General features: G+C 66.2%; 2 protein-coding genes. Both read left to right on the forward strand.

Going from position 1 to position 19,218, the window contains the following annotated elements; all coding sequences use genetic code 11:
- Positions 1–132 precede the first annotated feature (132 nt).
- A complete protein-coding gene (locus QCL51_RS08250; RefSeq protein WP_338444734.1) occupies positions 133–15,825 on the forward strand; it encodes a non-ribosomal peptide synthase/polyketide synthase in 15,693 nt (5,230 codons plus the stop codon).
- Entirely contained in the window at positions 15,825–19,214 is a 3,390-nt protein-coding gene (locus QCL51_RS08255; protein ID WP_338444735.1) for an amino acid adenylation domain-containing protein, read from the forward strand. Before QCL51_RS08250 ends, QCL51_RS08255 begins: the two co-directional genes overlap by 1 nt.
- The last annotated feature ends 4 nt before the right edge of the window (positions 19,215–19,218 follow it).

Here is a 19,218-nt window from a genome sequence, read left to right on the forward strand (position 1 = left end):
TGGCAAACCCCAGGCCCCCGGCTGAGCCTGCCTTTGCCAGTGGCCGTGACGGGTTAATTTTCCCGGTGTTCCATCCGTTTCGTAGGGATAGCCGAGTTGTTACTCGAAACCCATGTGCACGGATGAATCCCGATGAATGTTGAGAAGTCCCTGAAGCTCGCCCGCCGTTTCATTGAGCTGCCGGTGGAAAAGCGGCGGCTGTTTCTCGAAACCCTGGCCAGCGAGGGTATCGACTTTTCACAATTCCCGATCCCTGCGGACGTTGCCGTCGACGATCGCCATGCACTGTCCTATGCCCAGCAGCGCATGTGGTTTCTGTGGCAACTGGACCCACACGGTGCCGCCTACAACCTGCCCAGTGCGGTGGTGCTGAAAGGGGCGCTGGACACCTCGGCGGTACAGCGCGCGTTCGAGCAGGTACTGCAGCGACACCAGGCCCTGCGTACTGTGTTCCAGACCCAGGGTGACGAAGTGGTGCAAGTGGTGCAGCCAGCGGCCATCGTCATTGAAGAACACGACCTTCAGGCGCTGGCCGGCGGGGCCCGCGACGCCGCTGTAGCGCAAGCCGTCCGGGACGAAGCCGGTTTGCCCTTCGACCTCCAGCAGGGCCCGCTGTTTCGCGTACGCTTGTTGAAGCTGGCGGCACAGGAGCACGTGCTGCTGTTGACCCTGCACCATATCGTCGCCGATGGCTGGTCGATGAACGTGCTCATCCAGGAATTCGTCCACGGCTACGACGCCTTGGTTCGCGGGCAGGTGCCGGTGCTGCCTGAGTTGCCGATCCAGTACAGTGACTATGCGCTGTGGCAGCGGCGTTGGCTGGAGGCCGGGGAGCAGGCGCGACAGCTGGCTTACTGGCAGGCCAAGCTGGGCGACCAGCACCCGGTATTGCAGTTGCCTGCCGACTACCCGCGCCCGCTGCATGCCAGCCGCCAGGGCCAGCGCCTGCCCATCGCGGTGCCACAGGGCCTGAGCGAGCGCCTGGTGGGCCTGGCGCGTCAGCAAGGGGTCACCTTGTTCAGTGTGCTGTTGGCCGGTTTCAAGCTGCTTTTGCAACATTACAGTGGCCTGCAGGACATCCGTGTCGGAGTGCCGGTCGCCAACCGCAATCGCCAAGAAGTCGAGGGGCTGATTGGCGTATTCGTCAACACCCAGGTGTTGCGCACCGAGCTCGACCCGCAGATGTCCGTCGCCCAATTGCTGGCCGATATCCGCGAAACCACCCGCGCGGCCCAGAGCCACCAGGATTTGCCGTTCGAGCGTTTGGTCGAAGGCCTGCAAGTCGAGCGCAGCCTCAGCCATACGCCGTTGTTCCAGGTGTTGCACAACCATCAGGCGAACGTCGCCGACATCGGCGCCTTGCGCAGCGAATCAGGCCTTGAGCTGCACGTGCTGGAGCGCCACGAGCGCAGTGTCCAGTTCGAGCTCACCCTCGATACCGTGGAGCGCGACGGCCAGGTGCAGGCAGCCTTCACCTATGCCCGCGAATTGTTCGCCCCGGCCACCATCGAGCGTATGGCGAGCCATTGGCTGAACCTGTTGCAGGCCATGGCCGCCGACCCGCTGGCAGCCATCGGCGACTTGCAGCTGCTGGGTGCCGGCGAGCGGCAGCGGCTGCTGCAGGCCAGCCAACCGGCCTCCAGCGAGTTCGCCGTCGACAGCATACTTGCGCTGTTCGCCGCGCAGGTGGCGCAGCAGCCGCAGGCCCCGGCACTGGTGTTCGGCGACCGGCAACTGAGCTATGCCGAACTCGATGCCGATGCCAACCGGCTGGCACACCAACTGATCGAGTGGGGCGTCGGGCCTGAGGTACTGGTGGGTATTGCAGTCGAACGGTCGGTGGAGATGATCGTTGGCCTGCTGGCCATCCTCAAGGCCGGCGGTGCCTATGTGCCGTTCGACCCCGAATACCCGCAAGAGCGGCTTGCCTACATGCTCGACGACAGCGGTGTTCAACTGCTGCTGACCCAGCAGGCGCTGCTGGCCCGTCTACCGCAGGACACACAAGTGCGCTACCTGGTACTCGACCAGGCAGCAGAGGAACTGGCGCGCTTCAGTACGACGGCTCCGCCTGCACAGCTGAATGCCGATAACCTGGCCTATGTCATCTATACCTCGGGCTCTACCGGGCGTTCGAAGGGTGTCACCATCAGCCATGGCGCCCTGGCCAACTACGTGCAGGCGGCCTTGCAGCGCCTGGCGCTGGGCCGGGTCGCGAGCATGGCGGTGGTTTCCACGCTGGCGGCCGACCTTGGCCACACCACCCTGTTCGGCGCACTGTGCAGCGGCAGCTGCCTGCATGTGATTGCCCTGGACATCAGCCTGGACGCCGAGCGTTTCGCCGCCTACATGCACGCACACGCCGTGGACGTGCTGAAAATTGTCCCTTCCCACCTGCAGGCATTGCTCGATGGCCCGCACCCGGCCCGGGCACTGCCACAGCGTGCGCTGGTGCTGGGCGGCGAGGCTTGCCCCGCCGGGCTGATGGCACAACTGGCGCAGCTGGCCCCGCACTGCACGCTGTTCAACCATTACGGCCCAACCGAAACCACCGTGGGCGCGCTCGCTGATGCGGTCGAGGCGCCACCGGCGACGGGGCGTGCGCCGCTTGGGCGGCCGTTGGCCAACATGCAGGCTTATGTGCTGGACGCTTCGCTGCAACCGCTGAGCACCGGCTGCCAGGGCGAGTTGTATCTTGCCGGCGCAGGGGTAGCGCGAGGCTATCACCGCCGCGCGGCGATGACGGCCGAACGCTTTGTGCCCAACCCGTTCGGTGCCGCCGGTACCCGCGTGTACCGTACCGGCGATCTGGCGCGGCAGCTGGCGAACGGCCAGGTCGATTACCTGGGGCGGGTCGACCATCAGGTAAAGATTCGCGGTTACCGGATCGAACTGGGTGAAATCACCGACACCCTCAAGCGCCAGCCCGGTGTGCACGACGCCGTGGCCGTTATCCGCGGCAGTGGCAGCGCGGCCCGCATCGTGGCCTACGTGGTCCCCGACAGCCAGTCTGATGCCCCGCAGGTGCTTGCCGAAGTACAAGCGGCGCTGGCCAGGCAGTTGCCGGACTATATGCTGCCGAGCCGCTTCATGGCATTGCCCGGCATGCCACTGACACTCAACGGCAAGCTCGATTTACGTGCCTTGCCGGTGCCTGACGAAGGCCCGGCACAGGCCTACCGTGCCCCGCAGACCACCTTGCAGCAGCAGCTGGCGCTGATCTGGCAGGACGTGCTGAACGTCGCCCAGGTAGGGCTTGACGACAACTTCTTTGCCCTGGGTGGGCATTCCCTGCTGGCGACGCAGATCATCGCCCGGGTCCGGCGCATCCTGGGGCGTGACGTACCGTTGCGCAGCCTTTTCGAAAGCAACTCGCTACAGGGCTTTGCCGAACAGGTAATGGGCGCTGGCGCGCAGCACGTCGATCCGATCGCCGCGGTGCCGCGTGACCAGCCCCTGGTCGCGTCGCACGCCCAGCAGCGGCAATGGCTGTTCTGGCAGATGCAGCCGCGCAGCACCGCCTACCACACACCTATGGTCGTGCGCCTGCGCGGCGAACTGGATCGTGCCGCATTGACCCAGGCCTTCGCGATCCTCTGCGAACGCCATGAAGCCTTCCGCACGACGTTCGTCGAGCGCGATGGCGTGCTGCTGCAGCGCATTCAGCCTGCGGGTGAATTACCGCTGGCCTGGGACCGACTGCCGGCAACGGCCGAGCTGGCACACATACAGGCTCAGGTACTGGCCGAGACCCAGCGGCTGTTCGACCTGGGCACCGGCCCGTTGTGGCGCGCCAAGGTGCTGCAGTTGGGCGAGCAGGACCAGTTCCTGGTGGTCACCTTGCACCACATCATTTCCGATGGTGGCTCGATGAGCGTGATGGTGCGTGAGTTCGTTGCCCTGTACCAGGCCCTGCACCGGGGCGAGGCGCCGGCATTGGCCAAGCTGCCGATCCAGTACGCCGATTACGCCGCCTGGCACAAGAACTGGCTCGACCAGGGCGAACTCCAGCGCCAGCTGGACTACTGGCGCGGGCAGCTGGGAAGCGAGCAGCCCATCCTGGAACTGCCAATCGACCACCCGCGCAGCGCGCTGAAAGACCACCGTCTGGGGCGCGTCGCATTCGCCCTGGACAGCGAACTGGCGCAGCGCTTGCGGCAGTTGGCGCGTGAGCATGAGCTGACCCTGTTCCAGCTGTTCCTCGGCGCTTTTGCCCTGTTGTTGCAACGCTACTGCGAACAACCCGATGTGCGCATCGGCATACCGGTGAGCAACCGCAGCCGGCAAGAGCTGGAAAACGTCCTGGGCTTTTTCGTCAATACCCTGGTCATGCGCGTCGAAGTCGACCCGGCGATGAGCGGCGCAGCGCTGCTCAGCCAGGTCAAGGCTACGGCACTGGCCGGGCAGGCGCATCAGGACCTGCCGTTCGACCGCCTGGTAGAAGCCTTGAACCCGCAACGCTCGCTGGACCGTAACCCGCTGTTCCAGGTGATGTACAACCACCTCAGCATTGCCGGCCAGCAGGTGGGCAGCACCAGCCTGGCAGGTTTGCATGCCGAGGAAATGACCCTGCAGGGTGGCACCGCGCAATTCGACCTGACCCTGGAAACGTTGGAGACCGACGCGGCGATCAACGTGTCGTTCCTCTACGCTGCCGAGCTGTTCGAAGCCGCTACCCTGCAACGCATGGCTGAGCACTGGTGCAATTTGCTGCGCGGCCTGGCCGCCGACCCAGGCCAGGCTGTCGGCGAGCTGCCGTTGCTGGCGCCGCAGGAGCAGGCGGCCCTGTTGCAGGGCTGGCAACAGGCGGGGCTCGCGGTTGCGCCGGCGGCGGTTCACCAGCTGATTGCCGAACAGGCCCGGCGCCAACCGCAAGCGGTAGCGTTGCTGGTCGGCGACCAGCAACTGAGCTACGGCCAGCTCGAGGCCCGGGCCAACCAGTTGGCACATCGCCTGCGGGCGCTGGGTGTCGGCCCCGACGTGCTGGTGGGCATCGCCCTGGAGCGTTCGCTCGACATGGTTGTCGGCTTGCTGGGCATTCTCAAGGCCGGTGGCGCGTTCCTGCCGCTTGATCCTCAGTACCCGACAGAGCGCCTGGCCTACATGATGCAGGACAGCGGCATCGACCTGTTGCTCAGTCACAGCCGGGTGCTGCCGGGCCTGGACGTGCAGGCCGGCATTCGTACGCTGCTGCTCGACCAACTGGGTGAGCAGCCGGGCGCCGAACAGGCGCCCACCGTGGCATTGAGCCCACAAAACCTGGCCTACGTGATCTACACCTCGGGTTCTACCGGCCAGCCCAAAGGCGTTGCGGTTGCACACGGGCCGCTGGCCATGCACTGCCTGGCCACTGGCCAATGGTACGAAATGACCCCGGCGGACCGTGAGCTGCATTTCCTGTCGTTTGCCTTCGACGGTGCCCATGAACGCTGGCTGACCTCGCTGGTCATGGGTGGCAGCCTGCTGCTGCGCGACGATGAGCTGTGGAGCCCCGAGCGCACCTACGAGGAGATACGCCGGCATGGGGTGACCATGGCCGGATTCCCGCCGGCCTACCTGCAACAGCTGGCCGAGCATGCGGCGCATGCCGGTAACCCTCCGCCGGTTCGTCTTTACAGCTTTGGCGGCGATGCCATGCCGCGGGCGACTTACGAGCGGGTGCAGCAAAGCCTGCAACCCCAGGTGATGATCAATGGGTATGGCCCCACCGAGACCGTGGTCACGCCGATGGTCTGGCGTACCCGCGCCGGGGATCATTGCGACAGCGCCTATGCACCGATCGGCCAGCCTGTCGGCGAGCGCAGTGCGTGTGTGCTGGACGCCGCCCTGGGCCTGCTGCCAGCAGGCGTGGCCGGGCAGCTGTACCTGGGCGGTGCCGGCCTGGCCCGCGGCTACCTGGGGCGCCCGGGGCTGACGGCCGAGCGCTTCGTGCCCGACCCGTTTGGCACCGAGGGTGCGCGCCTGTACCGCACCGGTGACCAGGTTCGCCTGCGCGCCGACGGGCAGTTCGATTACCTGGGACGAATCGATAACCAGGTAAAAATCCGCGGCTTCCGTGTCGAGCTGGGCGAAATCGAGGCGTGCCTGCTGGCCTGCGCTGAGGTGCGCGAGGCCGTGGTGGTGGCCGTGGACGGCCCAAGCGGCAAGCAGCTGGCGGCTTACCTGGTGCTGGCCGATAGCATTGCCGCACACGGGCCGGCCGAGCAGCGCGAGCAGCTGAAGGCGGCGCTGCGCCAGAGCCTGCCGGACTACATGCTGCCGACCCACTGGCTGGTGCTTGAGCAACTGCCGTTGCTGCCCAATGGCAAGCTCGACCGCAAAGCACTGCCGGCACCAGACTTCAGCGCCCTGCAGCAGGCCTACGTGGCGCCACGCAATGCCCTGGAGCAGCGTCTTGCCGCGTTGTGGCAGCGCGTGCTGAAGCTCCCGCAGGTGGGCGTGAGTGACAACTTCTTCGAGCTTGGGGGCGACTCGATCATCTCGATCCAGCTGGTCAGTCGGGCGCGTCAGGACGGCCTGCTGTTCAGTGCCCGTGATCTGTTCGAGCATCAGACCGTGGCCGCACTGGCCAGCGTTGCCCAAGTCGGTGCATGCGAAGCGCAGGCCGACCAGGGGCCGCTCAGCGGCGAGCAGGAGCTGCTACCTGTACACCAGCTGTTCTTTGCCCAGGCGATTCCGGCACGTCACCACTGGAACCAGTCGGTACTGCTTGAGCCACGGCAGCCCTTGAGTGCCGCAAGCCTGGAACAGGCGCTGCAAACTATGGTCGATCACCATGACGTCTTACGCCTGAGTTTTGCAGCCGCCGATGACGGCTGGAAGGCGCACTACCGCAGCCCCGCACAGTGCGCCCAGGCGGCACTGCTGTGGCAGGCCGCGGTGGATGATGAAGGGGGGCTGCATACGTTGCTCGAGCAAGCACAGCGCAGCCTTGACCTGGAAAACGGGCCATTGCTGCGCGCGCTGCTCGCAACGCTGGCGGACGGCAGCCAGCGGTTGCTGTTGGTCGTTCATCACCTCGTGGTGGATGGGGTGTCATGGCGCATCCTGCTGGAGGACCTGCAACAGGCCTACGCTGCCGTGCTTGCGGGTAACCAGCCGAACCTGCCCGCCAAGAGCCATTCCATGCAGGCATGGGCCAAGCGCTTGCAGGGGCATGCAGCGTACATGCAGGGCCAGCTTGGCTACTGGTGCGAGCAGTTGCAGGGGCGCGCCGCACTGCCACGTCGGCAGGTCAGCGACCTGGCCGCAGCCAATCAGCAGTGCCACGCCCACACGGTTTACAGCCGCCTGGACCGCGCATGGACCGAGCGGCTGCTGCGCGAGGCGCCGGCAGCCTACCGCACACGTGTCAACGACCTGCTGCTTGCAGCCCTGGTGCGGGTGATTGCAGGCTGGACCGGGCGCGACGAAGTGTCGGTGCTGCTTGAAGGTCATGGCCGTGAAGCACTGTTCGACGACCTGGACCTCAGCCGCACGCTCGGCTGGTTCACCACGGTGTTCCCGCTGAAGCTGGCGGTGCCCAGCGAGCGTTCCCACACCTTGAAGCAGGTCAAGCAGCACCTGCACAGCATTCCCGACAATGGCATCGGTTTCGGGGTGCTGGGCCAATGGGGCAGCGCCGAGGCGCGCCAGCAGTTGGGCCATGCACCGCTGCCGGAAATCACCTTCAACTACCTGGGCCAGTTCGATGGCAGCTTCGATCAGGCCGAAGCGCTGTTCGTGCCGGCCAAGGAAGACAAGGGCGCCGATCACGACGCGCAGGCGCCGCTGGGCAACCTGTTGAGCCTCAATGGCCAGGTGTACGGCGGTGAGCTGAGCCTGGGCTGGACGTTCAGTCGCGAGTTGTTCGATAGCGCCACCCTTGAGCGTCTGGCCGCCGATTACACCCGCGAGTTGCAGGCGTTGATCGAGCACTGCTGCACACCGGGGGTGTGCGGTGTAACGCCGTCCGACTTCCCGCTGGCGCGCCTGTCGCAGACCCAGCTGGACCAACTGCCAGTGCCGGCGGCCGAGATCGCCGACCTCTATCCGCTGGCGCCGATGCAGCAGGGCATGCTGTTCCACGCCTTGTACGAGCAGCAGGCGGGGGATTACGTGAACCAGATGCGCGTCGATGTCGATGGCCTGGATGTCGAGCGTTTCCGCCGTGCCTGGGAGGCCGTGCTGCAGCGCCACGATATCCTGCGCACGCAGTTCCACTGGGAGCACGAGCAGGCTCTGCAGGTGGTACGCAAACACGTTGAACTGCCGTTCGTGGTGCACGACTGGCAGGGGCGCGAAGGCCTTGAGGCTGCCCTCGAGCAACTGGCAGTCGACCAGCGTCAGCAGGGCTTCGACCTCAGCCAGGCGCCATTGCTGCGCCTGGCGCTGGTGCGCACTGGTCCGGCCCGACAGCACTTGCTCTATACCAGCCATCACATCCTCATGGATGGCTGGAGCAACTCCCAGCTGTTGGGCGAAGTGCTGCACCAGTACGCCCTGCTGGGCGACGGTCAGCTCTCGGCATTGCCACCGGTCACCAGCCGTTACAGCGATTACATCGGCTGGCTGGGCCGGCAGGACGCCGCTGCCGGTGAAGCGTTCTGGAAAGACTGCCTGCGCGACCTGCAAGGGCCCACCCGGCTGGCGCAGGCCATTGCCTACGAAGCCCAGGCCGAAGCCGGGCAGGGCTACGCCGAGCATGTGCAGGTGATCGATGCCGCCACCACCGGGCAGCTGGTGGCACTGGCGCGCCAACACAAGGTCACCCTCAACACCTTGCTGCAGGGTGCCTGGCTGTTGCTGCTGCAACGCTATACCGGGCAGGACAGCGTCACGTTCGGGGCCACGGTTGCCGGGCGCCCGGCGGCGCTCAAGGGCATCGAGCAGCAGGTGGGCCTGTTCATCAACACCTTGCCGGTCACTGCCAGCCCGGCCCCGCAACTGCCGTTCGCGCAATTCCTGCAGCAACTGCAGGCGCAGAACGTTGCCATGCGCGAGTTCGAACACACCCCGCTGTTCGACATCCAGCGCTGGAGCGGGCAGGGCGGCGAGGCCTTGTTCGACAACATCCTGGTCTTCGAGAACTACCCCGTTTCCGAAGCGCTGCAGCAGGGTGTCCCGGCAGGCTTGAGCTTCGGCGAGGTCTACAGCCGCGAACAGACACATTACCCGCTGACCCTGTCGATCAGCCAAGGGCAGACCTTGCAGTTGCACTACAGCCATGCGCTGGAGCATCTGCAGCGCCCGGCGCTGGCTGCGCTGGCCGACAACTTCCAGCATGTGCTGCAGCAGTGCCTGAGCTTGCCGCTGGACAGCTGCCTGGGCGCGTTCTGCCTGGTAGCCCCTGCCACCCGCGAAGGGCTGTTGCAGCACGTCAACCAGACGGCTGCCGATTACCCGCTGCAGCACAGTTATGCCGGGCTGTTCGAAGCGCAGGTGGCCCGTACCCCGCACGCGGTCGTGGCGCGCTGCGGCGACCGGCAGTACAGCTACAGCGAGCTCAACCGCCGTGCCAACCGTGTGGCCCATGGGCTGATTGCCCTGGGGGTCGGGCCTGACCAGCCAGTGGCCTTGCTGGCGCAGCGCAGCCTTGAGCTGCTGGGCATGATGGTGGGCACCTTCAAGGCCGCCGCCGGCTACCTGCCACTGGACCCTGGCCTGCCACAACAACGCCTGAGCCATATCGTCGCCTTGAGCCGCACCCCGGTGTTGCTCTGCACCGAGGCGTGCCAGGCGCAGGCCGAGGCCTTGCTGGACGCACTGGACGAGGCACGGCGGCCGCAGCTGCTGGTGCTGGAAACCCTCGACCGGCCGGACAGCGCCGAGCACGACCCGCAGCGCTACAGTGGCCCGCAGCACCTGGCGTACGTGATCTACACCTCGGGTTCGACCGGGCAGCCCAAAGGGGTGATGGTCGAGCAGGCGGGCATGCTCAACAACCAGCTGAGCAAGGTGCCTTACCTGGGCCTGGGGCCGGACGACGTGATCGCCCAGACTGCGTCGCAGAGCTTCGACATCTCCGTGTGGCAGTTCCTTGCAGCGCCACTGTTTGGCGGCTGTGTGCAGATTGTGCCGAACGAACTGGCGCATGATCCCGAAGCACTGCTGCAGCAGGTGCGCGAGCAGCGCATCAGTGTGCTCGAGAGCGTGCCGTCGTTGATCCAGGGTATGTTCCAGACCCCGGCCATTGCGGTGCCATCGCTGCGCTGGATGCTGCCCACCGGCGAAGCGCTGGCGCCGGAAACCGCACGTCAATGGTTGCAGCGCTATCCCGATGTCGGGCTGGTCAATGCCTATGGTCCGGCTGAATGTTCCGATGACGTGGCGTTCTTCCGCGTCGACCTGGCGAGCACGCAAGGCGTGTACCTGCCCATTGGCAGCCCCACCGACAACAACCGCCTGTATGTGCTGGACGCCGCATTGGAGCTGGCGCCGCTGGGCGTCACCGGAGAGCTGTGCGTGGCAGGAACCGGCGTGGGCCGTGGCTATGTCGGCGACCCACTGCGTACCGCCCAGGCCTTTATTCCGCACCCTTGCGGGGCGCCCGGCGAGCGCCTGTACCGCACTGGCGACCTGGCCCGGCGCCGTGCCGACGGCGTGCTGGAGTACGTCGGCCGGGTCGATCACCAGGTCAAGATCCGCGGTTTCCGTATCGAGCTGGGCGAAATCGAAGCCGCGTTGCTCGACAGCGATCAGGTACGCGAGGCGGTGGTGATGGCTCAGCCTGGCGCCAACGGGCCGCAGTTGGTGGCCTATTGCGTGGCTGAAGACGCGGTGGCTGCCGACGCGCTCAAGCAACAGCTCAAAGCCAGCCTGAAAGCCCGTCTGCCCGACTACATGGTACCCGTGCACTGGGTGCTGATGGCGCGCCTGCCGTTGACGCCGAACGGCAAGGTAGACCGCAAGGCGCTGCCGCTGCCGGACATGAGTCAGGCACGCCAGGCCTATGTTGCCCCGCGCAGTGAACTGGAGCAGCAGCTGGCCGCGATCTGGCAGGACGTGCTCAAGCTTGAGCAGGTGGGGCTGGAAGACAACTTCTTCGAACTGGGTGGCGATTCGATCGTTTCCATCCAGGTGGTCGGGCGCGCCCGCCAGGCCGGCATCGCCTTCAGCCCCAAGGATGTTTTCGAGCAGCAGACGGTGCAGGGCCTGGCGCGTGTCGCTCGGCTGGGTGCCGCTCAGCAGCAGATCGACCAGGGCCCGGTCAGCGGTGAGCTGCACCTGCTGCCGGCCCAGGCCGAATTCTTCGCGCTGGCTATTCCCGAACGCCATCACTGGAACCAGTCGGTGCTGCTGGACACCTTGCAGCCGCTGGATGTCGACCGGCTGGAACACGCCCTGCACCAGTTGGTGGTGCACCACGACGGCTTGCGCCTGAAGTTCGACGAAAGCGAACAGGGCTGGCGCGCCAGCTTCGGCGAAGCGCACGTGCGCCACGCGCTGTTGTGGCAGCGTGACTGTGCCGATGCGCAGGCGCTGGAGGCACTGTGCGACCAGGCCCAGGCCAGCCTGTGCCTGGGCAATGGCGACCTGGTGCGTGCGGTGCTGGTAACGCAGCCGGGCGAGTGCCAGCGCTTGTTGCTGGTGATCCATCACCTGTTGGTCGACGGGGTGTCCTGGCGAATCCTGCTGGAAGACCTGCAGCGTGCTTATCGTCAATGCGTGGCCGGCCAAGCGGTGGTGCTGCCGGCCAAGACCAGTTCGCTCAGGGACTGGGCCGGGCAGTTGCAAGCCTATGCCGGCAGCGAAGGGCTTGGCAGCGAGCTGGCGTACTGGCAGGCGCAGTTGCAACACGACCACGCCGAGCTGCCCTGCGACCACCCGGGCGCCGGGCAACAACGCCGACGTGCGCGTACGGTCAGCACGCAACTTGATCGCGAAGTGACCCGGCAGCTTCTGCAAGAGGCTCCCGCCACCTATCGTACTCAGGTCAACGACTTGCTGCTGACTGCGCTGGCGCGAGTGGTGGGACGCTGGAGCGGCCAGGCCGCGCCGCTGATTCAGCTGGAAGGGCATGGCCGCGAAGAACTGTCCGCCGACCTTGACCTCAGCCGAACCGTCGGCTGGTTCACCAGCCTGTATCCGGTGTGCCTGCGCGTCGAGGGCGAGCTGGGCGCGTCGATCAAGCAGGTCAAGGAGCAGTTGCGCGCCATCCCCAACAAAGGCCTGGGTTACGGTGTGCTGCGTTACCTTGGCAGTGACGAGCAGCGTCAGGCCCTGCAAGGCCTGGCAACACCACGTATCACCTTCAACTACCTGGGGCAGTTCGACGCCAGCTTCGATGGCGCCGGCGATGCCTTGCTGCAACCTTCCCGGCTGGGCGTCGGCGCCGAACAGAGCGCTGACGCGCCGCTGGAAAACTGGCTCAGCCTCAATGGCCAGGTCTATGGCGGCGAGCTGCGCATGGGCTGGACGTTCAGCCTCGACCTGTTCGATGAACAGACCGTGCAACACCTGGCGGACGATTACGGGCGCGAGCTGCGCAGCCTGGTCGAGCATTGCCTGCAGGCCAACGAGGCCGGTGAACAGGGCATGACACCTTCGGACTTCCCGCTGGCGGGCCTCAGCCAGACCCAGCTCGATGCGTTGCCGGTACCGGCGGCGCAAGTCGAAGATATCTACGCGCTGTCGCCGATGCAGCAAGGCATGCTGTTCCACTCGCTGTACGAGCAAGGCAGCGGTGACTACATCAACCAGATGCGTGCCGATGTGCAGGGGCTGGATGCCGAACGCCTGCGGGCCGCCTGGCAGGCAGTCTACGACCGCCACGAGGTGCTGCGCGCCAGTGTGCTGTGGCAGGGCCAGCAGCAACCGTTGCAGGTGATCCACAAGCACTTGGCCGTGGCGCTGGTGTACCAGGACTGGCGCGAGCGGCGGGAGCTGACTATCGCGCTCGACCAGCTGGCCAACGCCGAACGCCTGCGCGGGTTCGACCTGGGTAAAGCGCCGCTGCAGCGCATCCAGGTCATCCGCATTGACGACGATCGCTACCACCTGATCGATACCAACCATCACATCCTCATGGACGGTTGGAGCTATTCGCAGCTGCTGGGGGAGGTACTCGAACAATACGGTGCCCAGGCCCGCGGCGAGCCTCGCCCAGCGGCGCCGGCAGGGCGCTACCGCGATTACATCGGCTGGTTGCAGCGCCAGGATGCGCAGGCCAGCGAGCAGTTCTGGAAAGCCCGCCTGGCGGACCTGGAACAGCCCACACTGCTCAGCCGCAGCCTGGCGACCGGCCAGCCATTGGCCGAAGCCGACGTGGCCGGGCAGGGGCAGGTTGTCTTGCTGCGTGATCGCCAGCAAACCCGCCAGCTCAGCGATTTTGCCCGGCAGCACAAGGTCACCCTCAACACCTTGATGCAAGGGGCCTGGTTGTTGCTGTTGCAGCGTTATACCGGGCAGGCGGCGGTCGCATTCGGTGTCACCGTAGCGGGCCGCCCTGCCGAGCTGCGCGGCGTCGAAGCGCACATCGGGCTGTTCATCAACACCTTGCCGGTGGTTGCCAGCCCGCGCCCGGAACAACCCGTGGTGCAATGGCTGCAAGCGTTGCAAAGCCTCAACCTGCAATTGCGTGAACACGAACACACGCCGTTGTTCGAGATCCAGCGCTGGGCCGGTCACGGCGGCGAGGGGCTGTTCGACAGCATCATGGTGTTCGAGAACTACCCGGTCTCGGAGATCCTCCAGCAAACGGCACCCGAGGGACTGCGTTTCGATGCGGTGCACAACCATGAGCAGGCCAACTACCCATTGACCCTGGCGGTCAACCAGGGCGAGACGCTGTCGGTGACCTTCGGCTACGACCGTGGCTGCTTCGCTGTCGTGCAGGTCGAGCAACTGGCTGGGCACCTGCGACAGTTGCTGGAGCAGATTGTCGAGGCCTCGGCGCACCAGGCGCTGGGCAGCCTGACGCTGCTCGATGCGCAACAGCAGCAGGCCACCTTCGCCCAGTGGAACCCGGCCCCCGCCGAGCACCCGGCCGATCAGGCCCTGCACAGCCGCATCGAGGCCCAAGTGCAGCGCACCCCCGATGCCATCGCCGTCACCTGCGAAGGCCAGGCCCTGAGCTATGCCCAGCTCAACCAGCGCGCCAACGCCCTGGCCCGGCGCCTGGTCGACGACGGGGTCGGGCCCGACGTGCTGGTCGGCCTGGCTGCCGAGCGCTCGCTGGACATGGTCGTCGGCATCTTCGCCATCCTCAAGGCCGGCGGTGCCTACGTGCCGCTGGACCCGGCCTACCCGGCCGACCGTTTGGCCTACATGATCGAAGACAGCGGCCTGCAGCGCCTGCTGGCCCAGCCCCAGGTGCTGGCCAGCCTGCCAGTGCCGGCAGGCGTGCGCGTGCTCAGCCTGGAAAGCAACGATGACTGCAGCCAGGCCGACCCGCTGGCCTGCTCACCGGTCACGGTCAGCCCGGACAACCTCGCCTACGTGATCTACACCTCCGGTTCCACCGGCAACCCCAAGGGCGTACTGCTGCCGCAGCGCAACGTGCTGCGCCTGTTCACGGCCACCGACGCCGACTTCCGCTTCGCCAGCGACGACGTGTGGAGCCTGTTCCACTCCTATGCCTTCGACTTCTCGGTGTGGGAAATCTTCGGCGCCCTGCTGCATGGCGGGCGCCTGGTGATCGTGCCGCAGCACACCAGCCGCTCGCCCGAGGCCTTCTACCAGTTGCTGGCCGATGAACAGGTCACGGTGCTGAACCAGACCCCGTCGGCGTTCAAGCAACTGATGGCGGTGGCCACCACGGCCGAGCCGCAGCGGCCGCTGGCACTGCGCAGCGTGGTGTTCGGGGGCGAGGCGCTGGACGTCAACAGCCTGGCACCGTGGTTCGAACGCTTCGGCGACCGCCAGCCGCAGCTGGTGAACATGTACGGCATCACCGAAACCACCGTGCATGTCAGCTACCGGCCGCTGTCGCGGGCCGACCTGGGCAAGGCGGCCAGCAGCCCGATGGGCGTGCCGATCCCCGACCTGTCCTGGTATGTGCTCGACGGCGACCTGAACCCGGTAGCCAAAGGCTGCATCGGCGAGCTGTACGTGGGCCGCGCCGGCCTGGCGCGCGGCTACCTCAAGCGCAGCGACCTGAGCGCCACGCGCTTCGTGCCGGACCCGTTCGGTGCCCCTGGCGGGCGCCTGTACCGCACCGGTGACCTGGCGCGCTACCACGCCGACGGGGTGATCGAATACGCCGGGCGCATCGACCACCAGGTGAAGATCCGCGGCTTCCGCATCGAGCTGGGTGAGATCGAAGCCCGCCTGCAGGCGCAGCCACAGGTGCGCGAGGCCCTGGTGCTGGCCCAGGAAGGCGCGACCGGCCAGCAGCTGGTGGCCTACCTGATACCCGCTGCCGAGGTAGCGCTGGAGCAGCAGGCCGGGCTGCGCGCGCAGCTGCGCGAACAGCTGAAGGAGGCGCTGCCGGACTACATGGTCCCGGCGCACCTGTTGCTGCTCGACCGGTGGCCGCTGACAGGCAACGGCAAGCTCGACCGCAAGGCCCTGCCCAAGGCCGATGCCAGCCTGTTGCAGCAAGGTTATCGCGCCCCGCGTAGCGAGCTTGAACAGCAGCTGGCAGCCATCTGGCAGGACGTGCTCAAGCTTGAGCAAGTGGGCCTGGACGACCACTTCTTCGAACTGGGCGGCCACTCGCTGCTGGCCGTCAGCGTGGTTTCGCGGGTGCAACTGGAACTCGGCCTGAGCCTGACCCCGCAACTGATTTTCCAGCACCCGACCCTGGCGAGCTTCGCCGAACAGCTGGCCCAGGCATCTGCGCCGGCGGACACACAAACACTCAGCAAGCTGTCGGCTCTGCTGGACGAAATGGAGGAGGTGTGATGGACACCGCAGTCGCCACGAAAATTGCCCAGCGCTTCATCAATCTGCCGCTGGAAAAGCGTCGCCAATACCTGCAGAAAATGCTTGAAGAAGGCGTGTCCCCGGCCAACCTGCCCATTCCGCTGGTGCGCGACGACACCACCGTGGTGCCGTTGTCGTTTGCCCAGGAGCGCCAATGGTTCCTGTGGCAGATGGAGCCTCAGGGCACTGCCTACAACATCGGGGTCAGCCTGCGCCTGCATGGCCCGCTGAACCTGCTGGCCTTGCAAGGCAGTTTCGATGCGCTGCTGGCGCGGCACGAGAGCTTGCGCACCACGTTCACCCATGACAGCCGCGACGGTGGCCCGCGCCAGCAAATCGCCCCACAGCTGACGGTAGCGATCGAATGCCGTGAGCGCGGTGTGGGCGATGAGCAGGCGCAGATTCAGGCCTTCGTCGAAGCCCACCGTGAGCAGCCGTTCGACCTGCAACACGGCCCCGTGTTGCGCGTGGCGTTGCTGCGCCTGGCGGCCGAGGACCATGTGCTCAGCCTGGTGGTGCACCACATCGCCGCTGACGGCTGGTCGCTGAAGGTCATGGTCGACGAACTGCTGCAGGGTTACAGCGCCTGTTGCCGAGGGCATGCCGTGGCTGTTCGGCCGCTGCCCATCCAGTACGCCGACTATGCCATCTGGCAACGGCGCTGGATGGAGGCCGGTGAGCGCGAGCGGCAGCTGGCCTATTGGCAAGCGCAGTTGGGTGGCCAGCAGCCGGTGCTGGAACTGCCGACCGATCGGCCCCGCCCGGGGCTGATGAGCTACCGCGGCGCACGGCACGACTTCAGCTTGCCGGCCGAACTGTGCCAACGCCTGCAAGACCTGGCCCGCCACGAAGGGGTGACCTTGTTCGTGCTGTTGCTGGCCTCGTTCCAGGCCTTGCTGCAGCGCTACAGCGGGCAGCAGGACATTCGCGTCGGTGTGCCTATCGCCAACCGCAACCGGGTAGAAACCGAAGGGTTGATCGGGTTTTTCGTCAACACCCAGGTACTGCGCGCGCAAATCGAGCCGCAGCAGACCTTCCGCGCGCTGTTGCAGCAAGCCCGCCAGGCCGCCAGCGACGCCCAGGCCCATCAAGAGCTGCCGTTCGAACAACTGGTCGAAGCCTTGCAGCCGGGGCGCAGCCTGAGCCACAGCCCGTTGTTCCAGGTCATGTTCAACCACCAGCGCCAGGGCAATGGCCAGCAGGCCGCCAGCGACACAGCGCTGCGTATCGAGGCTTTGCCTGGTGAAACGCGCACCGCGCCGTTTGACCTCACCCTGGAAACCTTCGAAGCGCCAGGGCAGATCGGCGCTTCTTTGAACTACGCCACCGATCTGTTCGATGCCACGACCGTGGCGCGCATGGCCGGGCACTGGGTGCAATTGCTGGACGGCATCGTGGCCGACGCGGGCCAGCGAATCGCCGCGTTGCCATTGCTCAGCGACAGCGAGCTGGACGTGATCGGGCAAGCCTGGAATGACACGGCGGTGCTGGTTGCCGACGCCTGCATTCAGCACTTGATCGAGCAGCGTGCCGATGCCACGCCGCATGCACCGGCGGTGCAGTTCGAAGACCAGACACTGAGCTACCAGCAGCTCAACGAACACGCCAACCGCCTGGCCTGGCGCCTGATCGAAGGCGGCGTAGGGCCGGACGTCAAAGTCGGGGTGGCCCTCGAACGCTCGCCACAGATGATCGTCGCGTTGCTGGCCGTGCTCAAGGCCGGGGGTGCCTATGTACCGCTGGACCCCCATTACCCGGACGAGCGGCTGGCCTACATGATGGAGGACAGCGGCATCAGGCTGCTGCTGACCCAACCTTCGCTACAGGCACGCCTGCCGATACCGGTCTCGGTTCAGTGCCTGTTGCTGGCGCCCGAGCACCCGTTGGGCGGTGGCTGCAACGCGGCAGCCTACGGTGTGCACAACCCGCAGCCGCAACTGTCGACCGAGCACCTTGCCTACATGATCTACACCTCGGGCTCCACCGGCAGGCCAAAAGGGGTGATGGTGCCCCACGGCGCCCTGGTCAACTTCATCGCCAGCATGGCCAAGGCGCCGGGGCTGGCTACCGGCGATCGCCTGTTGTCGTTGACCACGTTCTCGTTCGATATCTTCGGGCTGGAGGTGTACCTGCCGCTGGTGCAGGGTGCCTGCGTGGTCCTGGCCGGTCCGGATACCGCACAGGACCCGCAGCGGGTACTGGAGCTGGTCGCGCGGCAGGCGGTGACCGTGTTGCAGGCCACCCCTTCGACCTGGCGCATGCTGCTAGACAGCGGCCGCGGTGAGGTGCTGGCGGGCTGCACGAAGTTATGTGGCGGTGAAGCGCTGAGCGATGACCTGGCGCAGCGGCTGCTGGCCCTGGGCGGGCCGTTGTGGAACCTGTACGGGCCGACCGAAACCACCATCTGGTCAGCGCTGCATCGCTTGCAGCCCGCCAGGCCGCAGGCGTTGCTCGGCAGGCCGTTGGACAATACCCGGCTCTACCTGCTGGGTGAGGACCTGGCGCCGGTACCCGTTGGCGTTGCCGGCGAGCTGCTGATTGGCGGGGCGGGGCTGGCGCGCGGGTATTACCAGCGGCCTGGGCTGACCGCCGAGCGTTTCGTCCCCGACCCGTTCGCCGAGAACGGTGAGCGGCTGTACCGTACCGGCGACCTGGCACGCTATCGGGCCGATGGTGTGGTGGAGTACCTCGGGCGAATCGACCAGCAGGTGAAGATTCGTGGCTATCGTATTGAACTCGGTGAAATCGAGGCACAACTGGCGCGTCATCCCGCCATTCGCGAAGCGGCGGTGGTCGCCCGGCCGGGGCCTGGGGGCCAGCAGCTGGTGGCTTACCTGGTGCCGCAGGACGTGGCCGTGGTCGACGATGCGCAGGCGCGCGAGGCACTGGGCGAGGCGCTGAAGCGGCAACTGCGCAGCGCGTTGCCGGAGTACATGGTGCCGACCTGGACGACGTTCGTCGCAACCTTTCCCCATACCCCCAATGGCAAGCTTGACCGCAACCGCCTGCCTGCCCCCGACCTGAGTGTCGCCCGGGTGGCCTACCTGGCACCGCAGAGCGAGCTGCAGCAGCAAGTGGCGCAGATCTGGCAGGAGGTGCTGCACGTCGATCAGGTCGGCCTTGCCGACAACTTCTTCGACCTCGGCGGGCATTCGCTGCTGGCCACCCAGGTCACCGTGCGCCTGCGTGAGCAGTTGAAGCTGGAAACCGCGGTCAAGGCGCTGTTCACCACCCACGACCTGCAAGCCTACTGCGCCGAGATCGCAGTCGCCCCGCCGCAAACCCAGGCGGTCAACGATGCCTTGGCTAAATCCTTGGAGGCCCTCAAACGTCTATCAGCCGAAGATCTGGAAAATCTGATCTCTTGACAGG

The sequence above is a fragment of the Pseudomonas sp. LTR0 genome (assembly GCF_036630035.1).
GTDB lineage: Bacteria > Pseudomonadota > Gammaproteobacteria > Pseudomonadales > Pseudomonadaceae > Aquipseudomonas > Aquipseudomonas putida_Y.